Source organism: Pseudomonas sp. JL3 (genome assembly GCF_031570575.1).
Taxonomy (GTDB): Bacteria; Pseudomonadota; Gammaproteobacteria; order Pseudomonadales; family Pseudomonadaceae; genus Aquipseudomonas; species Aquipseudomonas cucumis.
The window spans coordinates 29,319-49,161 of record NZ_JAKWJK010000020.1 but is presented as its reverse complement, the minus strand read 5'-3'; the positions used below and the strand labels follow the sequence as shown (position 1 = coordinate 49,161).

Below are 19,843 nucleotides of genomic sequence, written 5' to 3'. Positions count from 1 at the left end.
ACGGCCTCGTCGATTACGCGAGTTGCAGTTCGCTTTTGACCTTGCCGGCCTCCATGCGCACCAGTTGATCGGCAACGTCGAAGTAGCGGTCATCGTGGGAGATGACGATGATGGTTTTGCCCAGGCGCTTCAGGTCGGGCAGCAGTTCGGTGTAGAAAATGCGGCGGAAGGTCGGGTCCTGATCGGCGGCCCATTCGTCGAACACCAGCACCGGTCGTTCTTCGAGCCAGGCGTTGACCAGCGCCAGGCGTTTGCGCTGGCCGGTGGAAAGATCGGTGGTGCTGAACGCGCCGTCGCGCACGCTGACCTTGTGGGCGATCTCCAGGCGTTCGAGGTAGCGCGTGGCATCCTGCGGCACTTGCCGGTCGCCCTGAATCAGGTCATCGAACAGGTAATAGTCGGCAAATATCGTGGTGAAGTTCTGTCGGTAGTCATCGCGGTTGAGCGCGGTGATCGGCTGGTCGTTCACGCGGATCTCGCCTTCGGTGGGCGCATAAAGACCCAGCAGCAACTTGATCAACGTGGTTTTGCCACAGCCGTTTTCACCGACGATGAACACAATGTCGCCTTGCTCGATGCGCAGGTTGACCGGGCCGAGGCGGAAGGGCTCGCTGCCATCCACCGGGGGGAAGGCGTAACGCACGTTGCTCAGTTCCAGGCTGTGGACCGGGCCGGGTGTGTGGCCCTGGTCCTCTAGCAGCAGGTGCGGTTCCGGGGAGGAAAACTGTTCACTGAGCTCGGCGATCCGGCGAAACGCAATCTGCGCCCGGCTGATGATTGGCAGGGTGCTGACCAGATGTTCCAGCGGGCCTTTCATGTACAGCAGCACCAGTACAAAGCCGCTCATCACGGCCTTGTCGGCACTGGGCCAGAACGATTGCAGGGCCAGCGCCAGGCCGATGACCACGAAGAACAGCATTGAGCCGAACGACTTGGCAATGACAAAGGTATTGATCGAGCGGATCTGCGTGTCACAGATTTTCTCGGCGGTTTTCTGGATGCCGGACACGAACATGCGCTGACGCCGCGGGCGGTGGATGCGCAATTCCTTGGCCCCTTCGGCGATGGCGTTGTAGTGCTTTTGCAGCTCGTCTTCGGAGTCTCGCGCCGCGTAGAAACCGCGCATGCCCTTGGCCCGGGCGATGGCCTGGATGGTGGTGCCGATGGCGATGGCCACCAGCATCATCAGAAACATCGGCCACGACAGCATCGCCAGATAGCCGAGGCAACCCAGGGTCACGGTCAGGGAAATCGCCAACGGCGCGAAGGCGAAGGCGAAATCGCTGATGGTGTCCACGTCATGGGTCAGCACCGGGATCAACCGGTGGCTGCGGTAGCGTTCGATCTGGTCGATCGGCGCCGACAGCACTTTCTCCCCCAGCTCTTTGCGCAGCCTGGCGATGATGTGCTGACCGACGTAGTTGGTGCCGATGTCGGACAAGATCGAGGTCAGCAGCGCCAGCACGCACAGCCCGGCAAAAATCATCACCACGGTGCGGGTCAGGCCATCGGCGGAGTGCAGGGCATTGTTGATGGTCGCCAGCAACACGGTGACGCTCAGGCCTCCGATCATGCCGAGCACGATGGACACTGAGACGATCAGGCGGAAGGGCTTGAGCAGGGCGAACAATTCGTTGATCGCCCCACGCGTTGGCTTGGTCATGGAGGATTCCTGCTTCGATGCGGAGGGAGTGCCGGTACTTAAGGAAAACGAATGGTTGCGGACTTTATTTAAACGGCAGTGGGCGGTAATGCCCGGGTAGCAGCTGGCGAAGCCTGCGTTCGGCAGCTGCTACAAGGCTTGTGTCGGCCTGAAAAATCAGAGCTCACGCACTACGCGAAATCCCAGCCAATCGCCGCTGCTGGTGGGCAGGCTGCTGTTGCGATTGCCGGAGCGGGAAAACACCGGCGCTTCGCCCCAGTCGTTGCCGCGCATCACCTGGCGTTTGCAGTTCTGCTCCAGCCACGGGCTGCCGTCGCTGGGTACACCGACATAGTCTTCGCGGTAGCAGTCAGCGACCCACTCATAAACGTTGCCGTGCATGTCGAACACGCCAAAGGCGTTGGCCGGGAAGGTGCCAGCCGGGGAGGTGAAGTTGTAGCCGTCGGCGGCGCCGTAGGTGTTGGCGTTTTTCGAGATCTGATAGTCGGCGCCTTCATCGAACGCAAACGGGAAAGCCCCGGTGCTGCCGGCGCGGGCGGCGTATTCGCGGATCGACTCGCTGGGCATGCGATAGGCATGACCGGTTTTCTTCGACAGCCAGGCAATGTAGCCCTCGGCTTCAGCCACGTTCATGCACACGGCCGGGTGGCGCGCGGTCTGTTTGAAGCTGGGTTTGCCGGCGGTGCAGCGACGGCCCGGGCGATCATCGAAGTCGGCGGGGGTGTTGCCGGTGGCGCGCACGTAGGCGTCCCATTCGCCGGCCAGTACCTGAAAGCGGCTGATGGCGAAAGGGCGGGTGAAGGTCACTTCATGCAGCGGGCCTTCATCGGGCTGGTGGCCGACTTCATCCGCTGGTGTGCCCATGGTGTAGCGGCCGGCGGGCAGCACGACCATTTCCGGACAGTCCTTGCAGTCCTTGAACACCTTGCCGGGGGCTGGCGGGTTCGCGGCCTGGGCGGTGCCGGCCGGCAGACCGGCGAGCAATGCGGTCAGTGCCAGGGCCGATAGGGTTCGCAGGGAAGAGGGCATAGGGAGCGTTTTCATAAGTCGTCTCGGTTAAAGGAAAACGGTGCCTCGCAGAGAGGGTTCACGCGGAGCGCTTTTTGCCCAGCACGTCGATGAAACGGTCCACCTCGGCTTCGGTATTCAGCAGGCCGGGGGCGGTGCGGATCACCGGGCCGACGTCGCGGCTGACTGCATCGCTGACGATCCGGTTTTGCATCAGATGAGCGGCCACCGCATCGCTGTCCTGACCCTTGACCCGGAAGAAGCTGAACCCCGCCGAAAACTTCGGGTCGACCGGGGTGACCAGTTCGACGCCCGGCTGCTCCAGCAATCGTTGTTTCAGGTAGCTGTTGAGCTGATGGATACGCGCCTGGACGTCGCCCTTGCCCAGTTCCAGGTGCAATTTGAATGCTTCGTCCACGGCCCAGCGATGTTCGAAAGCGTGATAGCCGCCCGGGGACATGGTGGTGGAAAAGGTCGTGGCTTCGGAGAAGGTCGGTACGCTCGGGCTGACGTATTTCAGCTCTTCGCTGCGGCTGCAAACGATGCCGGTGCCGCGGGGGCCGAACATCCATTTGTGGGTGCCGGCAATGAAGAAGTCGCAGTTCATCGCCGGGAAGCTCAGGTCTTCGACGCCGAAACCGTGCACGCCGTCGACCACGTAAATGATCCGGTCCTTGTCGTCGCGCTGGCGATTGTGTTCATCGACGAGTCCGGCGATGTCGCTGATCGGTAGCTTCACGCCACTGCCCGAGTGCACCCAGGTCATGCCCAGCACGCGGGTCTCGGGGCGGATATTGCGGTTGATGGTATCCAGCACTTGGTCGGCCGAGATCGACTGTGGTTGCTCGAACAACTGAATCTTGCGCACCCGGGTGCCATCGCGCTGGTTGCGAAAATGCAGGATGTTGTTCGTGGAATAGTGCTCGTGAACCGTGGTGAGGATTTCCTGAACGGGACGCACCTGGACGCAGCCATAAATCATCGCCAGGCCTTCGGTGGTGCTGCCGGTGAGGGCGATCTGTGTCGGTTTGGCCTGCAAATACCGACCGGCCCAGAGCCTCACGTTTTCTTCGCGCTGGTGGGTCACGCCCAGGTCCCAGTCCATGGCCAGCCCGGGGTTCAGGTCCAGCGCGGCGCGGTGACGGGCGATGGCCTCGCGCACGGGTTTGGGGTGGGAGGTCACCAGGAAATTGGCGAAGTGAATGTAGTTCGGATCCTGCTCGAACAACTGGTGCAATTGCACCCACTTGTTCCGGGACACGGCTTGCAGCTGCACGGCGGCGGCCGGGGTCCCGAGGCTGGCACCCAACGGCAGGCCAGCGGCGAGGATCCCGGCCTGTTTCAGAAAAGTACGACGGTCACTCATGGTTTTACCGTTTCCTGGCGAGAAATCAGCGTGGGCTTCGCGGCTTTTTGCACCTGTTCCCAGACCCGCAGGAAGTTACCGCCCCAGAGCTTGGCAATATCGGCTTCGGAATAACCGCGCTGGATCAGTTCGGCGGTGACGTTGCGGATTTCGCCGACATTTTCCCAGCCCTTGATGCCGCCGCCGTCGTTGAAGTCCGAGGCGATGCCGACGTGGTCGATGCCGACCTTGCGCACGGTGTAATCGATGGCATCGCCGAGGTCCTTGAGCGTGGCCTTGGGTTCTTCTTCGAGAATGGCGTACAGGCCGCTGGCGTATTGACCGAGCTTCTGTTCGGACCAGGCGGTGATGATCGGGTCACCGGGCATCAATGCCATCGCCAGGTTGGGCAATGGCGGCAAATCAAAACGTTTGCGCAGGGCGTTGAGTTTGTCCTGTGTGTCTTGGGTCAGCGGTTTGAGGTATTGCGAGAAACCGACTACCTGGACTACGCCGCCGCTGTTCTTGATCAGCTGCAGCTCCTTGTCGCTGAGGTTGCGCGGGATGTCCACCGAGGCCCGTGGCGCCGAGTGCGAGGCCACCATCGGCGTGCGGCTCAGTTGCGCCACTTGTTCCAGGCCTTTGGTCGACATCTGCGACACATCAATGATCACGCCCAGATCGTTGAGGCGCTGCACCGCTTGTTTGCCGATGTCCGACAGCCCGTCGAGGGCATCGGGGGAGTCGTTGAAAAACGGCAGCGGTCGTGACGAATCGGCCCAGCTGTTGTTGCCGATGTAGCTGAAACCGAACATGCGCATGCCGCGGGCGGCCCACAGGTCCAGTTTGCTCAGGTCATTGCCCAGCGGGTAGGCGTTGAGCATGCTGATGAAAATCGCAAACTTGCCTTCGCCGTGCAGGCGTCGGAAGTCGTCGGGGGTGTAGGCGATGCCGACCTGATTGGGAAAATCGCGAACCAGCCCGGAGATGATTTTGTAGCGCACTTCCTGCTGGTTGCGTGCTTCCTCGACGAAACCGTCGGTGGGCCTGTGCGGCGCGTTCGGGCCGTTCCACATTTCCGGCCAGCCGAAGACTGTCAGGGCAGCGCCGGACAGTCGGCCACGGTTGGCCTTGATCAGGTCGAACTGGCCGGAACCGTCCTTGTCGGCCTCATTGCCATGGGCACCGAAACTCAGGGGGACGGTGATGTGGCTGTCGAAGGACAGGATCCGCTCCTGCAGTTCGGTGGCCTGTTTCATGACCTTGACCGGGTAGCCGGGGTTGTCCTTGAACCCGTAATCCCAGACCAGCCAGCCTGCGCCGGCACTGATCGCCAAGGCCAGTGGCAGGCCGAGGTACAGAGCTTTTTTCGAACGTGTTTTTGTCATCGCCATCTCAGTCAGGTTCGCCGCCCCGGTGCAGGCGCAGGGGCCTTTGCTATCTGGGAAGAACGAGTGACCGATGCAGGAATTTAGGTGACCCCGCAAAGATCGCATTTCATATGCAGGCGCCTGCGATCTTTGAGGGCTCCCATAAATTTGTAGAGGCAACAAACGTTCTAGCTTGGATAAAGCCTGCTTCATGGCTGACACAGGTAGGGCAATGACGATTTCTCGACGCTGGTTCATGGCGGGCCTGGCGCTCACGAGCGCTGCGGTGCCTGCCGCTTTTTATGCACATCGTGAGCTGACCCGGGAAAAGGAACCGATCACGCCGGGGGAGGCCACGGTCGACCTGGCGAGCACCGCCGGGCAGCAACTGGCCGACAGCTTGCGCGGAATCTGGGACATTCGTTTTGTCGGCAGCGATGCCGGGCTCGATGGCTTGCCGCAGGACGGGCTGGAGCTGTTTCTCGACATCGCTCATCGCGGGCGCGGGTTGCGCGGTTGCCTGGACACCGGCACTCACCTGCGCGGGGAAGGCCCGCCGTGCTATCAGGTCATCGGCGATCTGGCACCGGCCACTGGCGCTGAACTGTACTGGCGACTGATGCGCACTGACGCCCCGCTGGTGGCGCCGGTGTATGAATTCAAGGCAAAGCTCGACGAAGTCTGGGCGGCTTTCGGCAACGCCGGCAGTGGCACCTTCAGCGGCCAGGTGCTGAGCCTGAATCGCCCGTTGGGTTTGCCCGAACTCGACAATCGCTTTATCGCCATCAAGCGCCGGTTTCCCGAAGCGCGGGAGCGAGTCGCCCTCAACCCGGCGTTTCTGGCGTGGCTGGTGTCCCCCGAACATCGTTTGTTTCATCAGCTCTGGCACGCGTCCCGGGATAAATGGCACAAGCTCTCGGAGAAAAAGCGCGAGGCGTTGCGCGGTATCGGCTGGCAACCCGGACCACGGGACAAAGAGCGTGATGCCCGCGGGCCGCGCAAGGACCGAAACGGTTCGGGCATCGATTTCTTCTTCATGCACCGGCACATGCTCGGCATCGCCCGCTCCATGCAGGATTTGCCTTCATGGCCGGCATTCCCCTTGCCGCAGCCGGAGCTTGAGCGTGATCGCCAGGGCTTCGCGCGCTACTTCGACAATCACGATGGCAATGCCTTGCCGCCGACCTGGTTGACCGAAGGCGACGACGAGTACACCAAATGGGTCAGCGACATCAAAGCCGCCGAGACGTATCACAGCAACTTCCAGGTCTGGGAGTCGCAGTACCGGGATCCGCGTTATCTGTCGAAACTGACCCTCGGCCAGTTCGGTTCGGAGGTCGAGCTGGGCCTGCACGATTGGTTGCACATGCGCTGGGCATCGGTGGCACGGGACCCGTCCAACGAGATACCGGTGCCGATGGCCCGGGATCAGGCCGACTTCGCGGCGCGCTGGTATGCCCCGGAAAACGACTTTCTCGGCGATCCGTTTTCGTCCCACGTCAACCCGGTGTTCTGGCGTTTCCACGGCTGGATCGACGATCGCATCGAAGACTGGTTCCGCGCCCATGAGCGTTTTCACCCTGGCGAACTGAGTCGACTGGAGGTCAACGGTGTGCCGTGGTTTGCGCCGGGGCGTTGGGTGGAAGTCGGCGATCCGTGGCTCGGGCCGGACACCCACGGTTGCAGCACGACCCCGGGTCTGCAAGCGGGGCGCTCGATGGAAATGGACCCCGAAACCATGAAGCTGGCGTTGCGCATCACCTTTGGCGATGAAGACACCATGAGCGACCTGTTGCGCAAAGTGCCGCGACGGCCGTGGTATGCGCGGCATCTGAAGGTCAAGGGATGGCCGGTTTAATCAGATAGACCGCGTTATCGTTCTTTCGCGAGCAGGCTCGCTCCCACACTGGATGTTGCTGAACACAACGTTTGTGTACGACGCAAATCCAATGGGGGAGCGAGCCTGCTCGCGATAGCGAACTCAATGCTCACCCTGAGCTAAAGCACCTGCCACCCCCCACCCAGCGCCTTGTACAGCGCGATACTGGCCTGCAACCGCGACAACCTCAGCTGCACATTCATATCTTGGGCGGCATACAGCGTGCGCTGGGTTTGCAGCACCGTGAGCAAGTCTTCGGCGCCAGCCTGGTAGCGGCTCTGGGCGATGTCGAAAGCGGTCTGAGCCTGGCTCAGTTCCTCCCCTTGCCACTGACGTTGTTCGTCCAGCCCACGAATGCTGTTGAGGGCTTTTTCCACATCGGCAAAGCCGTTGATGATTGCCCCGCGATAGGTTTCCAGCAATTCCTGTTGGCGCGCCGTGGCTTTGTCGCGAGCGGCGCTGAGGCGACCATTGTTGAAGATCGGTGCCACCAGCCCCGAGGACAGGTTGTAAAAAGTCGTGCGCAACAGATCCGAGGCCAGGTCGGCGCCGGTGCCCAGGCTGGCGGTGAGCGTCAGGGTGGGCAACATCGCCGCACGGGCGACGGTCACATCGGCCTGGGCGGCGGCGAGTTTGGCTTCGGCGCTGGCGATGTCCGGGCGGCGACTCAACAGCTCACTGGGCACGCCGCTGGCAATCTCTGGCCAATGCAATTGATCGAACGGCTGCTCCGTCAGCGTTAGCGCCTGCACCGGTTGGCCGAGCAGGGCGGCGAGGGTGATCCGCGCTTCCCGGGCCTGTTGCTGCACCAGCGGCAGTTTGCGTTGCTGTTCGGCCACCAGGCTTTTTTGCTGAGCCAGTTCCAGCGCGGTGGCGCTGCCGGCGTCGTAGCGGGTCTGCACCAATCGCAAAACGCTTTGGGCGTTGGCCAGGTTCAGCTCGGCGATCCGTTGCTGTTCACGCAACGACAGGGCTTGGGTGTAGCTGTTGGCCACACCGCTTTGCACGGTCAGTTCTACGGTGGCCCGATCGAACTCACTGGCCTGCAAGCCGAGCTGGGCACTGTCCCGGGCCGCCCGTTTGCCGCCCCAGAAATCGATTTCGTAACTGGCGCTCAGTTGCGCATCGTAATAATTCAGCGAGCGATTATCAGGGCTGACGTCCAGTTGGCTGTACCCCTTGCCATGCAGCAAGCGTTGGCGATTGGCGTTGAGGCCGGCCTTGAGCTCGGGCAGCAGCGGGGCGCCGGCGATGGTGGCGCTGGCCTGGGCTTGCTGCACCCGGGCGACGGCGGCGGCCAGGTCGTGGCTGCCCACCCGTGCCTGTTCGATCAGTTGATTGAGTTGCGGGCTGCCGAACTGCGTCCACCATTGGCGATTGCTGTGTGCGGCGGCTGAAGTGTTCGGTGATTGCCAGGCGGCGGGTGGTTGCAGGCCACTGTCGGGGCGCGGCGCAGGGTTGCTGCAGGCGGCCAGCAACAGGCTGGCGGCCAGAAGGCTCAGGGGCACTTTCATAGGTCGATCATTCACTGGTAAGGGCCGTGACCGGATCGAGCCGGGCAGCCTTGCGGGCAGGCATGAAGCCGAAGATGACACCGGTGACCAGGGCGCAGCCGAAGGCGCCGAGCACGGCGAACAACTGGAACGCGACTGCGACATTGCCGAGCAGCAGCACGCCACCGACCAGCAGCGCCAGACCGATTCCGGCGACACCGCCGACCACCGAAAGCATGACCGCCTCGGTGAGAAACTGGCGCAGGATGTCGCGCTGACGGGCGCCGGTGGCCATGCGAATCCCGATTTCCCGGGTGCGTTCACGCACGGTCATCAGCATGATGTTCATGACGCCGATGCCGCCGACCAGCAACGAAATCGCCGCAATCGAACCGAGCATCAATGACAGCGTGCCTTGGGTGCGGGCCTCGGCCTGGATCATGGCGGCGTTGTTGGTCAGTTCGAAATCGCGCTTGCCCTTGTGCTCGCGCAGGATTGTTTGTTCGATGGCCTGCTCGGCTTCCTTGACCTTGCGCGCATCCTTGGCGGCAATCACCACATACTCGGGGTTACGACTGCCAAACAGACGCACGCTGGCGGCCGAGTAGGGCACGGCGATGCGGTTGTCGCTGTCGGAATCACCGGAACTGGAGCCTTTCTCCGCCAGCACGCCGAGCACCTGAAACGGTACGTTTTCGATCAGGATGTACTGGCCAATCGGGTCGGTCAGGTCTTTGAACAGCTTCTCCCTGACCTTGTGCCCGATCACCGCGACCGCGGCGGCACTGTCTTCATCGGCCTGAGTGAAATAGCTGCCCTGAACCACCGGCCAATTGAAGATGCTCGGGAAGTTGGTGTCGTTGCCGCCCACATAGGCGGTGTGATCGGCATTGCCAAAACGCACGCCGGCCGTCGCGCCGTTGACCGGCATGATCCGCTGTACCTGAGGCAGGTTGGCGAGCGCGGCGACGTCGTCGAGGGTGATGATGCCGGGCGGCGTACGCGGATTGGGCGCGGCGCCGCTGAGGTAAATGATGTTGGAACCGAAGGCGCCCATTTGCGCCATCACCTGCCGCTTGCTGCCTTCGCCCACCGCCAGCATCACCACCACCGACGCCACGCCAATAACAATCCCTAGCAGCGTCAGGGCGGTGCGGAAGCGGTTGATCCACATCACCCGCCACGCCGCCTGAACCGCGTCCAGCAATTCGCCTTTCCAGGCGCCATTGGCTTCGCTGCCGGCGCTCAGGCGCTGGCGCAGGTCCACGGCTTGCAGCGCGCCGGAACGGGCCGTGCGGGGGGCGGCCGCGGGATTGGTGGCGGTGTCGCTGATGATCAGACCGTCGCGGATTTCGATGACCCGGTTGGCGCGTTTGGCCACTTCGCGGTCGTGGGTAATGAGGATCACCACATGCCCCTGGCTGGCCAGTTCGTCGAGCAGGCTCATGACCTCGGCGCCGCTATGGCTGTCGAGGGCGCCGGTGGGTTCGTCGGCGAGGATGATGTGACCGCCGTTCATCAACGCCCGGGCGATCGATACCCGTTGCTGCTGGCCACCGGAAAGCTGATGCGGACGGTTGCCGTTGCGCGAACCCAGGCCGAGGCGCTCGAGCAGGGCCGCCGCGCGGGCATGGCGTTCGTCCGCCGGGGTGCCGGCATAGATGGCCGGCATCTCGACGTTTTCCTGGGCCGATCCGGATGGGATCAGGTGATAACCCTGAAACACGAAGCCGAAGGCCTCACGCCGTAGCCAGGCCAGTTCGTCACTGCCCAGGCCGGCGACGTTTTCCCCGGCGAACAGGTAGTCGCCGCTGGTGGGGCGGTCGAGGCAGCCGAGGATGTTCATCAAGGTCGATTTGCCGGAACCGGAAGCGCCGACGATGGCGACAAATTCGCCGGCATGGATCGACAGGTCGATGCCGCGCAGCACTTCCACCAAGGGGCTGTCGCCACCGCCGTAGGCTTTGCGGATCTGTCGCAGGTCAATCAGGGGTGTTTGCATTCAGCCTCCGCTGCCGGTAAGCGGAGCGCTCAGCACGTGATCGCCTTCCGCCAGCCCGTCGAGAATCTGCGTGCGCAGCCGGTCGCTGATCCCGGTGCGAACCTCGCGGCGCTGAACCTCGCCGTTGGCCGCTACCACTTGCGCCACTTGGCGATCTGCCGCGGTGCCGTTTTGCAGGGCCGCGGTGGGCACCGTCAGCACGTTCTGCGCCTGCCGGGCGACGAAAAATACCTGGGCGGTCATGTCCGTCATCAAGGCGTTGTCGGCGTTGTCGACATCCAGCAGCACGGTATAGAGCACCACCCGTTCGCTGCCGCTGCGACCGCTGGTGGGGCTGCCCTGCATCTGTTCGAGCGGGCGCGGCGGCACCGGCAGAATCTGCCGCACGGTGCTGCTCCAGCGCCGGTTGCCACCGCTGAGCGTGGTGAACCAGGCGGTCATGCCGGGTTTGACCTGGCCGATATCCGCCTCGGACACCTCGGCCCATACGGTCATCGGTGACAACCGGGCAATGCGCAATATCAGCGGCGTCTGTTGTTGGGCGTTGAGCGTCTGGCCTTCCCGGGCGCCGATGGCGACCACCGTGCCGGACATCGGCGCGTAGATCCGTGTGTAACCCAACTCCGCTTCGTCGCTGCGCAAACTGGCCTGGGCTTGACGAATCTGCGCCTGGAACCCGTCGATGCGTGCTTGGGTCGCCCGCACTTCGGCGCGGGCGGTCTGCACATCTTCTTCACGGGTCGCGCCGCCGGCCTTGAGGTTCTGCTGGCGTTGGTACTTTTGCTGCGCCAGGTCGTGCTGGGCGCGCTGCTCTTGCAACTGGGCCTTGAGGTTGTCGATGGAAAAGCGCCCGGCGTCGAGTTTGGCTTTCTGGGTCGAGGGGTCGATCTCCACCAGCAATTGGCCTTCCTTGACCTGATCGCCGGCCTCGACATGAATCTTCTGGATCTGCCCGGACGCCTGGGCGCCGACGTCGACGTAACGTCGCGGTTGCAGGGTGCCGAGGGCGGTCACGCTGTTTTCGATATCGGCGCGGGTCACGGCGGCGGTGGCCAGTTTCTCACGCCCCGGCGGGATCACTTGCCAAGCGGCGAGGGCCACGGCGGGGATCAGGCACAGAGCGACAAACAGGGCGCGTCGGGTGGGGCGGGGACGTTTCATGCGGGGTTCCAGCCGGTGAAAATCGGCCCGTCGCTCGGCGAGCACGGCAGTGACCGGCGCCGCTGAACGCTGTCGATGGACCGACAGACACGGGAAGCTGTCCTGTAAACGAGAACCCCGGAGCAGAATTTAAGCCTTGATACATAGGGTTACAGGACGACAAATGAGGTTATTTCTCAGGTAAGTGGATCCAGTGCTTTAAATCTATATGAGAATTACTATAAATTACGCCTCTTGCGCGCTGCCATCATCGTGCCGCCATCTCTTTTATGGCGCAGATCTGGCTCAAGGACTGGGAGTCATGTTGGAAAACTACTATCGCGAGCTGGTGTGTTTCCTGAACGCCAAGCTGGGCAACCGTCAGGTGGCCGAAGATGTGGTGCATGACGCTTATCTGCGGGTACTGGAGCGTTCCAGTGACACGCCGATCGAACAACCCCGGGCGTTTCTTTATCGCACCGCGCTCAATCTGGTGATCGACGACCACCGACGCAATGCCTTGCGGCAGGTCGAATCCCTGGACGTGCTCGACAGCGAAGAACGCTACTTCACGCCATCCCCTCACAACAGCCTCGATCACGGTCAGCGCCTGGACATGCTCCAGCGCGCACTGGCGGAGTTGCCACGGTTGTGTCGCGAGAGTTTTCTTCTGCGCAAAATCGATGGCTTGTCGCACCCGCAAATCGCCGGGCAGCTGGGTATTTCCCGGGCGCTGGTGGAAAAGCACATCGTCAATGCCATGAAGCATTGCCGGGTGCGAATGCGCCAGTGGGACGCTCCCTGATCGCCACCGTTTAATCAGGCCACGTTAAATTTTTTTTCATTGTCCTCGTTCCTATTCAACAGACGATCTGCTGCCGCACAAGGCCGGTCAGGTCACCCAGGCTTTATCCCCGCTGGTCCGGGGTTCATCCAGAGGACACTGGAAATGACACAGGCAATTGCATCGCCCATCGTTCACGACCTGATCGGCGTCGGTTTCGGCCCTTCGAACCTGGCTCTGGCCATCGCCCTGCAAGAGCGCGGGCCGAGCCAGGGCGAGCTGGATGTGCTGTTTCTCGACAAGCAAGCGGACTACCGCTGGCACGGCAATACCCTGGTCACCCAGAGCGAACTGCAGATTTCCTTTCTCAAGGATCTGGTGACGCTGCGCAACCCGACCAGCCCGTATTCCTTCGTCAATTACCTCAAGCACCACGGTCGTCTAGTGGACTTCATCAACCTCGGCACCTTCTATCCATGCCGCATGGAGTACAACGACTACCTGCGCTGGGTCGCCGGGCAATTTACCGAACAGAGTCGCTATGGCGAGGAAGTGCTGGCCATCGAACCGGTGCTGCACCACCAGCAGGTCGAAGCACTGCGGGTGATCTCGCGTGATACGCAAGGTCAGCAGCATGTGCGCACCACCCGTTCGGTAGTGGTCAGCGCTGGCGGTACACCGCGCATTCCCGAAGCGTTCAAGGCACTCAAGGATGACGGCCGGGTGTTCCATCACTCCCAGTATCTGGAGCGCATGGCCAGCCAGCCGTGTGTGAACAACCAACCGATGAGCATCGCGATCATTGGCGGCGGGCAGAGTGCGGCGGAAGCCTTCATCGACCTGAACGACAGCTTCCCGTCGGTGCAGGTGGACATGATCCTGCGTGGCTCGGCCTTGAAGCCAGCCGATGACAGCCCCTTCGTCAACGAAGTGTTCTCGCCGGAGTTCACCGACCTGGTGTTCCAGCAGGCCAGCAGCGAACGTGAGCGCCTGGTCAACGAGTACCACAACACCAACTATTCGGTGGTGGATATCGACCTGATCGAACGCATCTACGGCATCTTCTACCGGCAGAAAGTCTCGGGCATCGCGCGCCACGCGTTCCGTACCCTGACCACCATCGAAAAAGCTACCGCCACCGAGCGCGGTATCGAACTGGCGGTGCGCAACAACGCCACCGGTGAAGTCACTGTTCGTTGCTACGACGCCGTGGTGCTGGCCACCGGTTACGAGCGTCAGATGCACCGCAAACTGCTGGCGCCGCTGGAACAGTACCTGGGTGATTTTGAGGTCGATCGCAATTACAAACTGATCACCGACGAGCGTTGCAAGGCCGGCATCTATATGCAGGGCTTCTGCCAGGCCAGCCACGGCTTGAGCGACACCTTGCTGTCGATCCTGCCGATCCGCGCCGATGAAATTGCCGGCTCGCTGTATGACCATGGCAAGTCGCGTGGGCATGGCCGGTCGGTGATGGATTTATTGTTGGCCACTGCCAGCTAAATCTTCGGCGTCTGCCAGCCGCCATCGCGGGCAAGCCCGCTCCCACAGTTTGATCTTAAGTCACCCAATCTGTGTTCACTGAAGATCCCTGTGGGAGCAGGCTTGCCCGCGATGGGGCTCTCAAAAGCACCACAAATGTAGAATCCTGAACCCTGCGGAATAACCCCGCGCTGCAACTGCGCGGCGAATCCCGGCCCGTTCCCTGAGAACCACGTCCTGAAGGGATAAGTGACACCGTTTTTAGGAAATGTCCTACAGAACGCTTCCTCGGTCTTGCGTAGCCTTGCCGCCTCACTCATCAGTCATTGATTGACCTGGAGGCTCGCGATGATCAACAAAGCCTTGCGTATCCTGATCGCCGACGAACAGCATTTTCACCGAATGAAAACCGAGCGGTTGTTCAATCAGCTCGGTTATTACCGGGTGGCACCGGTGCAAAGCCTTGCGCACATGCTGACCCTGGTCGACTACAGCTGCGAGCCGTTCGATCTGGTGGTCATCAATGCCTCACTGGCGGATGGTGCGTTGGACCTGGTGGGGTTCTTCCTCGATAACTGCCAGGTTCATTACGTCTTGATCTACGCTGACCAGCAGGCACAGTTGCCGCCATTCCCTGCCGGCTTTCAACAGCAGGTTCCGCAAAGGATTCAGGTGAGCCGCGAGGCATTGCCAGATTTTGTGTCCATTCAACGGCTGATGACGCTCATCGATCCGCCGGCGTGTGAAGCTGCACCCTACTTGAATCAAGAGCGATATCGGCAACGGATCGGTTGATTTTCGGGGCTACCGTTCGTCGGTACTATCAATTCTGTCAGGTACATTTTTTCTGTCTACCATGCAAAAATCTTTGCGCAGCCGTCGCGTCTGTCTCGGCGCTATCCGAGGGTAATCGTCGAGTTTTTGCACAGGGAATTGCCATGAAGAAAGCGCTGCTTGTGGACGATCATCCTGTGGTGAGTGCCGCAGTCCGAATTGTCCTTGAACCAGAGGGTTTCAAACTCATTTATGAGGCGTTCAGTGTTGGCGAGGCCTTGTCGATACTTCGTGAGCATGCAGTCGATCTGGTGATATTGGATCTGGTCATGCCCGGCGGTGATGGGCTGGATGTGCTTGAACGGATCAAGGCCAATGACTTGTCCTGCCGGGTGCTGGTGTTCTCGTCGCTGGATCCGCTGTTCTTTCAGGATCGCTGCATGCGCGCCGGGGCCATGGCGTATGTCGCCAAGACCAACGATTTGAGTCAATTGCAAAAAGCCGTGCATGCGGTCATGGCCGGCTACACCTATTTCGCGCATCTGCCTTCTGGACCTCAGGACAGCCTGCAAAGCAGCGAAAAACAGATGATCGACAAACTCTCCAACCGCGAATTGAGCATCCTGCAATACCTGGCCCGAGGCATGTCTAACAAGGTCATCGGCGAACTTATGCACTTGAGCCACAAGACTATCAGCACCTACAAGACTCGCTTGATCGAAAAGCTGGGGGTGAACGCGGCGGTGCACCTGCGAGACTTCGCCAAACGTAATCGTTTGATCTGAATGACCCCGATCATGCGCCTGTTTCTGTCGGCCTTGGCACTGAGCCTTTTAACGCAGTTGCCTGCGGCGATGGCCGACGAACCGCAGCAGTTGCACCTGCTGGGTCGTTCCACGGTGGAGGGTTTTCAGGTCAAGCTGGATGAAAGGGACTGGCAATGGCTACGCGATAAACGGGCCTTGCGCGTCGGTGTAACGGGGGCGGATTACCCGCCGTTCGAAGTAACGCGCCACCGCGGTGAGCTGGAGGGCATCACGGCCGATTACGCCGATCTGCTGGGGCAACTGCTGCACGTCAAGATTGACGTGTTGCGTTATGCCACCCGTGAAGCCGCCATGGACGCCCTGAAACGCCATGAGCTGGATCTGCTCGGGACATCGAACAACTTCGAAGCGGCGGACCCGGCGCTGAACCGGTCCCGAGCCTATGCCGAAGATCAGCCGATGCTGGTCACTCGACTGGACGAGCGAATGCCTGTCGATCTTGGCGGCAAACGTATCGCCATGGTCGAAGATTATTTGCCGGCCCAGACTGTGGAAGCGTTCTACCCCGACGCGACCTTGCAGCTTTATCCCTCGGCACTCGATGCGCTCGGAGCAGTAGCGTTCGGGCCGGACGATGTGTACCTGGGCGACTTCATCAGCGCCAATTATCTGATCAACAATAACTACCTCAACAATGTCCATCTGGCGGGGCCTTCCGGTCTGGATGCCAATCCGTTCGGCTTCGCTCTGGCGATGGACAATCCGCGTCTCAAAAGCATCATCGACAAGGCTCTGGCGGCAATACCGATGGAACAGCGCGCGGTCATCGAGGTGCGCTGGAGTGCCGGCAGGGCCAATACGATGGGCCAGCAACCGGTGCGTTTGAGCGTCAGTGAGCAGCGCTGGCTGGAGCGGCATCCGACGATCACTGTCGGCGCGATCGACAACTTTGCTCCGCTGACGTTCTACGATGCCCAAGGCCGGCTCAGCGGGTTGACGGCGCAGTTGCTGATGCTGATCAGCCAGCGCAGCGGTTTGACCTTTCAGGTACAACGCGGCCGCTCACTGGACCGGCAAATCGAGCAACTCCAGGCCGGAGAGATCGACCTGTTACCTGTGGTCACCCCCAGTAGCGAGCGTGAAGACGCGTTGCTCTTTACCCGCGCCTACCTGAGCAATCCATTTGTGCTGGTCAGTGCAACGACCACGGGCAGCCCCAGGACACTGGACGATCTGGCCGGTAAACGCCTGGCAATTTATCGTGGCCATCCGTTGTTCGGATATATACAGACCCGGGCGCCGCAGGTTCGCCTGGTCGAAGCGCGAAGCCCGGCCGAGGGCATGGAATGGGTGATCAAGGGGCAGGCTGATGCGACGCTCAGTTCATTGATCGTCGCCCGTTACCTGATTGCCCGGCATTACCGGGATCGCCTGCGCGTCAGCAGCACCGTGGGTGATCAACCTGCCCGTATCGCCTTGGCCACTCACCGTGGTGCGCTGGAGTTGCACTCGATTCTGAACAAGGCATTGCTGAGTATTTCGCCTCAGGAAATGGACGTTCTGGTGGCTCGCTGGAGTCATGATGTGGTGCTGGATGACAGCTATTGGCTGCGCCATCGTCAGGGCATTCTTCAGGCCTTTGCCGTGGCTGGCGCCTTGCTGTTGCTCGCTTTTGGCTGGATTGCCTGGCAGCGCCGACAGATCCGCCAGCGTCAGCAGTGGTTGCAGCAATTGCAGGATGCCAAGAACGAGGCCGACGATGCCAACCGCGCCAAAACCACTTTTCTGGCCACCATGAGCCATGAGATCCGCACACCGATGAACGCCCTGATCGGCATGCTTGAACTGGCCCTGAAACGTGCCGACGAGGGCGTCACCGATCGTTTCGCCATTGAGGTGGCGTCCAGTGCCGCACAACAATTGCTGGCGCTGATCGGCGACATTCTGGATATCGCCCGTATCGAGTCCGGGCATTTATCCCTGACACCTGAGCGGGCCAATCTTCGGCGGCTGGTGGAATCGGTGTGTCGGGTTTTCGAAGGCCTGGCACGGCAGAAAGAGCTGGCGTGGCGAATCGATCTGGATGAACACAGCGACGGCGATGTGTTGATCGACCCCACCCGTTTCAAGCAGGTGCTGTCCAATCTGCTGAGCAACGCCATCAAGTTCACCCGTGAAGGCGAGGTGAGCCTGACGCTGCGGGTGACACCCGTGACGCCGGAGCATCTGGCGGTCAGTGTGCGCATTGAAGACACCGGTATTGGCATCAGCGACGTCGACCGACAACGGTTGTTCAGCCCGTTCATTCAGGCCGATAACGGCCGGCAGTCAGCTCGAAGCGGTTCTGGCCTGGGGTTGGTGATCAGTCGCACCCTGTGCGAAATGATGGGCGGCCGGTTGCAACTCGATAGCGTCTTCGGACAAGGCACACAGGTCGACATCAACCTTGAGCTGATCGCATTGCAAGCGTTGCCTTCCATTGAGGCCGTGGAGTACGGGTTGCAGGTGCCGACGCGGCCACTGACGATTCTGGTGGTTGACGATCACCCGCCTAATCGCCTGTTGCTTTCACGGCAACTGAGCCACCTTGGACATCGTGTTCTGGAGGCCGAAGAGGGCGCACGGGCGCTTGAGCTGTGGCGCGAACATGAGTTCGATCTGGTAGTCACCGATTGCAATATGCCCGGGCTCAGTGGTTATGAACTGGCGGGTGCAATCCGCGATGAAGAGCGTGCCCAGGGATTGCCGCCGACGGTGATTCTGGGCTTTACCGCCAATGCGCAGCCCGAGGAAAAAGTCCGCTGCCTGGAGGCAGGTATGGACGACTGCCTGTTCAAACCCATCCTGCTGGCGGATTTGAGTGCATGGCTGGCGTCCAGGTTTGTGAGCCAAGCGCCAGAGACGCTCGAAGAGCAACCTATACCCGAAATGGACTTGAGTGGGCTGGAGCAATACGTCGGTGCGGACCGCACGCTGCTTGATCACTTGGTGCGCGAACTGGCGGTGACAAACCGCAGTGATCGGATCAATCTGCTCCAGGCGCACGCCAGTGGCGATCGCCCAGGTCTGCAAGACCTGGCGCACCGCATCAAGGGCAGTGCGCGTATGGTCCGGGCGGTGCGTTTGATCGAGCATTGCGAACAACTGGAGCGTGTCGTCGATGAGGAGAACACGGCGCTGCTCGACGAAGCCGTCGATCGGTTGCAGCAAGCCATGTCATCGCTGGACAAACATTTGAACCAAGGCTGAGGTTCAATCCCACTGCGGCGCAATGCCTTTGGGGCTGGTCAGGCGCTGGCCGCGATCCAGGCCTGCAATCAGCGCCATGTCGGCATCGCTCAGGGGCAAGGCGCAGGCTTGCAGATTGCCTTGCAGGTTGGCGCGTTTGGTGGAGGAAGGAATCACCGCGTACCCCTGCTGCATGGCCCACGCCAGCGTGACCTGAGCCGGTGTCGCCTGAAGGCGATCGGCGATCTGCTGGATGAGCGGATCCTTCAGCACTTCGCCGTAGGCCAGGGTCATGTAAGAGGTGATCTGAATGCCTTGGCTTTGGGCGAATTCGACAACCTTGCGGTTTTGCAGGTACGGGTGCAACTCGATCTGGTTGGTGGCGATGTTCTCGGCACCGACGGCGGCAATGGCCTGTTGCATCAGGTCAACGGTGAAGTTGGACACCCCGATCTGCCGGGTCAGGCCCAGTTGTTTGGCTTCGAGCAGCGCACCCATGAACTCTTCGACCGGCACCTGATCTTCCGGCGACGGCCAGTGGATCAGCGTCAGGTCCAGGTAATCGGTTTGCAGTTTATTCAGGCTCTCTTTGAGGCTGTCGATCAACCGGTCTTTGGCAAAGTTGGCGACCCAGATTTTGCTGGTGATGAACAGCTCTTCACGAGCAATGCCGCTGGCAGTGATGGCCTGGCCGACCTCGGCTTCGTTTTCATAGATTTGCGCGGTATCGATGACCCGGTAGCCCAGCTCAAGACCGGTGCTCACTGAATCGATGAGCACCTGGCCTTGCAGGCGAAACGTACCAAGACCGAATGCGGGGATAGACATCAATGACTCCAGGGGTTGCAGTGGGAATGAGCGGGAGTATCCCCGGCTGAATCCTTGAGAAAAACCGCTGGATCGGCAAA

At 61.2% G+C, this 19,843-nt stretch carries 14 protein-coding genes; 6 read left to right on the top strand and 8 right to left on the bottom strand.

Annotation, left to right across the window (positions count from 1 at the left end):
• Nucleotides 1-13 precede the first annotated feature (13 nt).
• From MMG91_RS25165 to pvdM, 4 genes are all read right to left on the bottom strand, one after another.
• A complete protein-coding gene (locus MMG91_RS25165) occupies nt 14-1,663 on the bottom strand; it encodes a cyclic peptide export ABC transporter (protein WP_310661038.1) in 1,650 nt (549 codons plus the stop codon).
• A 156-nt stretch (nt 1,664-1,819) separates the two neighbouring features.
• The gene (locus MMG91_RS25160) at nt 1,820-2,707 is read right to left on the bottom strand and encodes a formylglycine-generating enzyme family protein (protein ID WP_310661037.1); all 888 of its coding nucleotides are present in this window, start codon (nt 2,705-2,707) and stop codon (nt 1,820-1,822) included.
• Nucleotides 2,708-2,750: 43 nt separating this feature from the next.
• Nucleotides 2,751-4,037 carry an aminotransferase class V-fold PLP-dependent enzyme gene (locus MMG91_RS25155; protein ID WP_310661036.1) on the bottom strand — a complete coding sequence of 429 codons (1,287 nt, stop codon included), beginning with the start codon at nt 4,035-4,037 and terminating at the stop codon, nt 2,751-2,753.
• Nucleotides 4,034-5,404, bottom strand: a complete 1,371-nt coding sequence (pvdM, locus tag MMG91_RS25150) for a pyoverdine-tailoring dipeptidase-like protein PvdM (RefSeq protein ID WP_305446289.1) — start codon at nt 5,402-5,404, stop codon at nt 4,034-4,036. The genes MMG91_RS25155 and pvdM overlap by 4 nt, the downstream gene beginning before the upstream one ends.
• 214 nt (nt 5,405-5,618) lie before the next feature.
• Here pvdM and MMG91_RS25145 point away from each other — a divergent pair, with 214 nt between their 5' ends.
• Nucleotides 5,619-7,244, top strand: a complete 1,626-nt coding sequence (locus MMG91_RS25145; RefSeq protein ID WP_310661035.1) for a PvdJ/PvdD/PvdP-like protein — start codon at nt 5,619-5,621, stop codon at nt 7,242-7,244.
• A gap of 140 nt (nt 7,245-7,384) precedes the next feature.
• On the opposite strand, the gene MMG91_RS25140 is transcribed toward MMG91_RS25145, so the two are convergent.
• From MMG91_RS25140 to MMG91_RS25130, 3 genes are read right to left on the bottom strand one after another with little or no spacing between them, the layout of a single operon-like run.
• Nucleotides 7,385-8,779, bottom strand: coding sequence for an efflux transporter outer membrane subunit (locus MMG91_RS25140; RefSeq protein ID WP_310661034.1), 1,395 nt, complete (start codon nt 8,777-8,779; stop codon nt 7,385-7,387).
• Between the two features lie 7 nt (nt 8,780-8,786).
• Nucleotides 8,787-10,760 (bottom strand): MacB family efflux pump subunit, encoded by a 1,974-nt coding sequence (locus MMG91_RS25135; RefSeq protein WP_310661033.1) that lies wholly within the window; start codon nt 10,758-10,760, stop codon nt 8,787-8,789.
• On the bottom strand, nt 10,761-11,921 hold the full coding sequence (locus MMG91_RS25130; RefSeq protein WP_310661032.1) for an efflux RND transporter periplasmic adaptor subunit: 1,161 nt from the start codon (nt 11,919-11,921) through the stop codon (nt 10,761-10,763). It abuts the gene before it with no gap.
• A 301-nt stretch (nt 11,922-12,222) separates the two neighbouring features.
• Between MMG91_RS25130 and MMG91_RS25125 the strand changes: the two genes are divergently transcribed.
• The 5 genes from MMG91_RS25125 to MMG91_RS25105 all read left to right on the top strand — a co-directional run bounded on the left by MMG91_RS25125 (nt 12,223) and on the right by MMG91_RS25105 (nt 18,956).
• The gene (locus MMG91_RS25125; RefSeq protein WP_310661031.1) at nt 12,223-12,705 is read left to right on the top strand and encodes a sigma-70 family RNA polymerase sigma factor; all 483 of its coding nucleotides are present in this window, start codon (nt 12,223-12,225) and stop codon (nt 12,703-12,705) included.
• Between the two features lie 144 nt (nt 12,706-12,849).
• Nucleotides 12,850-14,187 carry a lysine N(6)-hydroxylase/L-ornithine N(5)-oxygenase family protein gene (locus tag MMG91_RS25120; protein ID WP_310661030.1) on the top strand — a complete coding sequence of 446 codons (1,338 nt, stop codon included), beginning with the start codon at nt 12,850-12,852 and terminating at the stop codon, nt 14,185-14,187.
• Nucleotides 14,188-14,514: 327 nt separating this feature from the next.
• Nucleotides 14,515-14,961: a response regulator gene (locus MMG91_RS25115; RefSeq protein WP_310661029.1), complete on the top strand. Its 447-nt coding sequence runs from the start codon at nt 14,515-14,517 to the stop codon at nt 14,959-14,961.
• Between the two features lie 143 nt (nt 14,962-15,104).
• A complete protein-coding gene (locus MMG91_RS25110) occupies nt 15,105-15,725 on the top strand; it encodes a response regulator transcription factor (RefSeq protein WP_310661028.1) in 621 nt (206 codons plus the stop codon).
• Nucleotides 15,726-15,737: 12 nt separating this feature from the next.
• Nucleotides 15,738-18,956, top strand: a complete 3,219-nt coding sequence (locus tag MMG91_RS25105) for a transporter substrate-binding domain-containing protein (RefSeq protein WP_310661027.1) — start codon at nt 15,738-15,740, stop codon at nt 18,954-18,956.
• 3 nt (nt 18,957-18,959) lie between these two features.
• Here the strand turns inward: MMG91_RS25105 and dkgB are convergent, their stop codons facing one another.
• The gene (gene dkgB / locus MMG91_RS25100; RefSeq protein ID WP_310661026.1) at nt 18,960-19,763 is read right to left on the bottom strand and encodes a 2,5-didehydrogluconate reductase DkgB; all 804 of its coding nucleotides are present in this window, start codon (nt 19,761-19,763) and stop codon (nt 18,960-18,962) included.
• Nucleotides 19,764-19,843 lie beyond the last annotated feature (80 nt).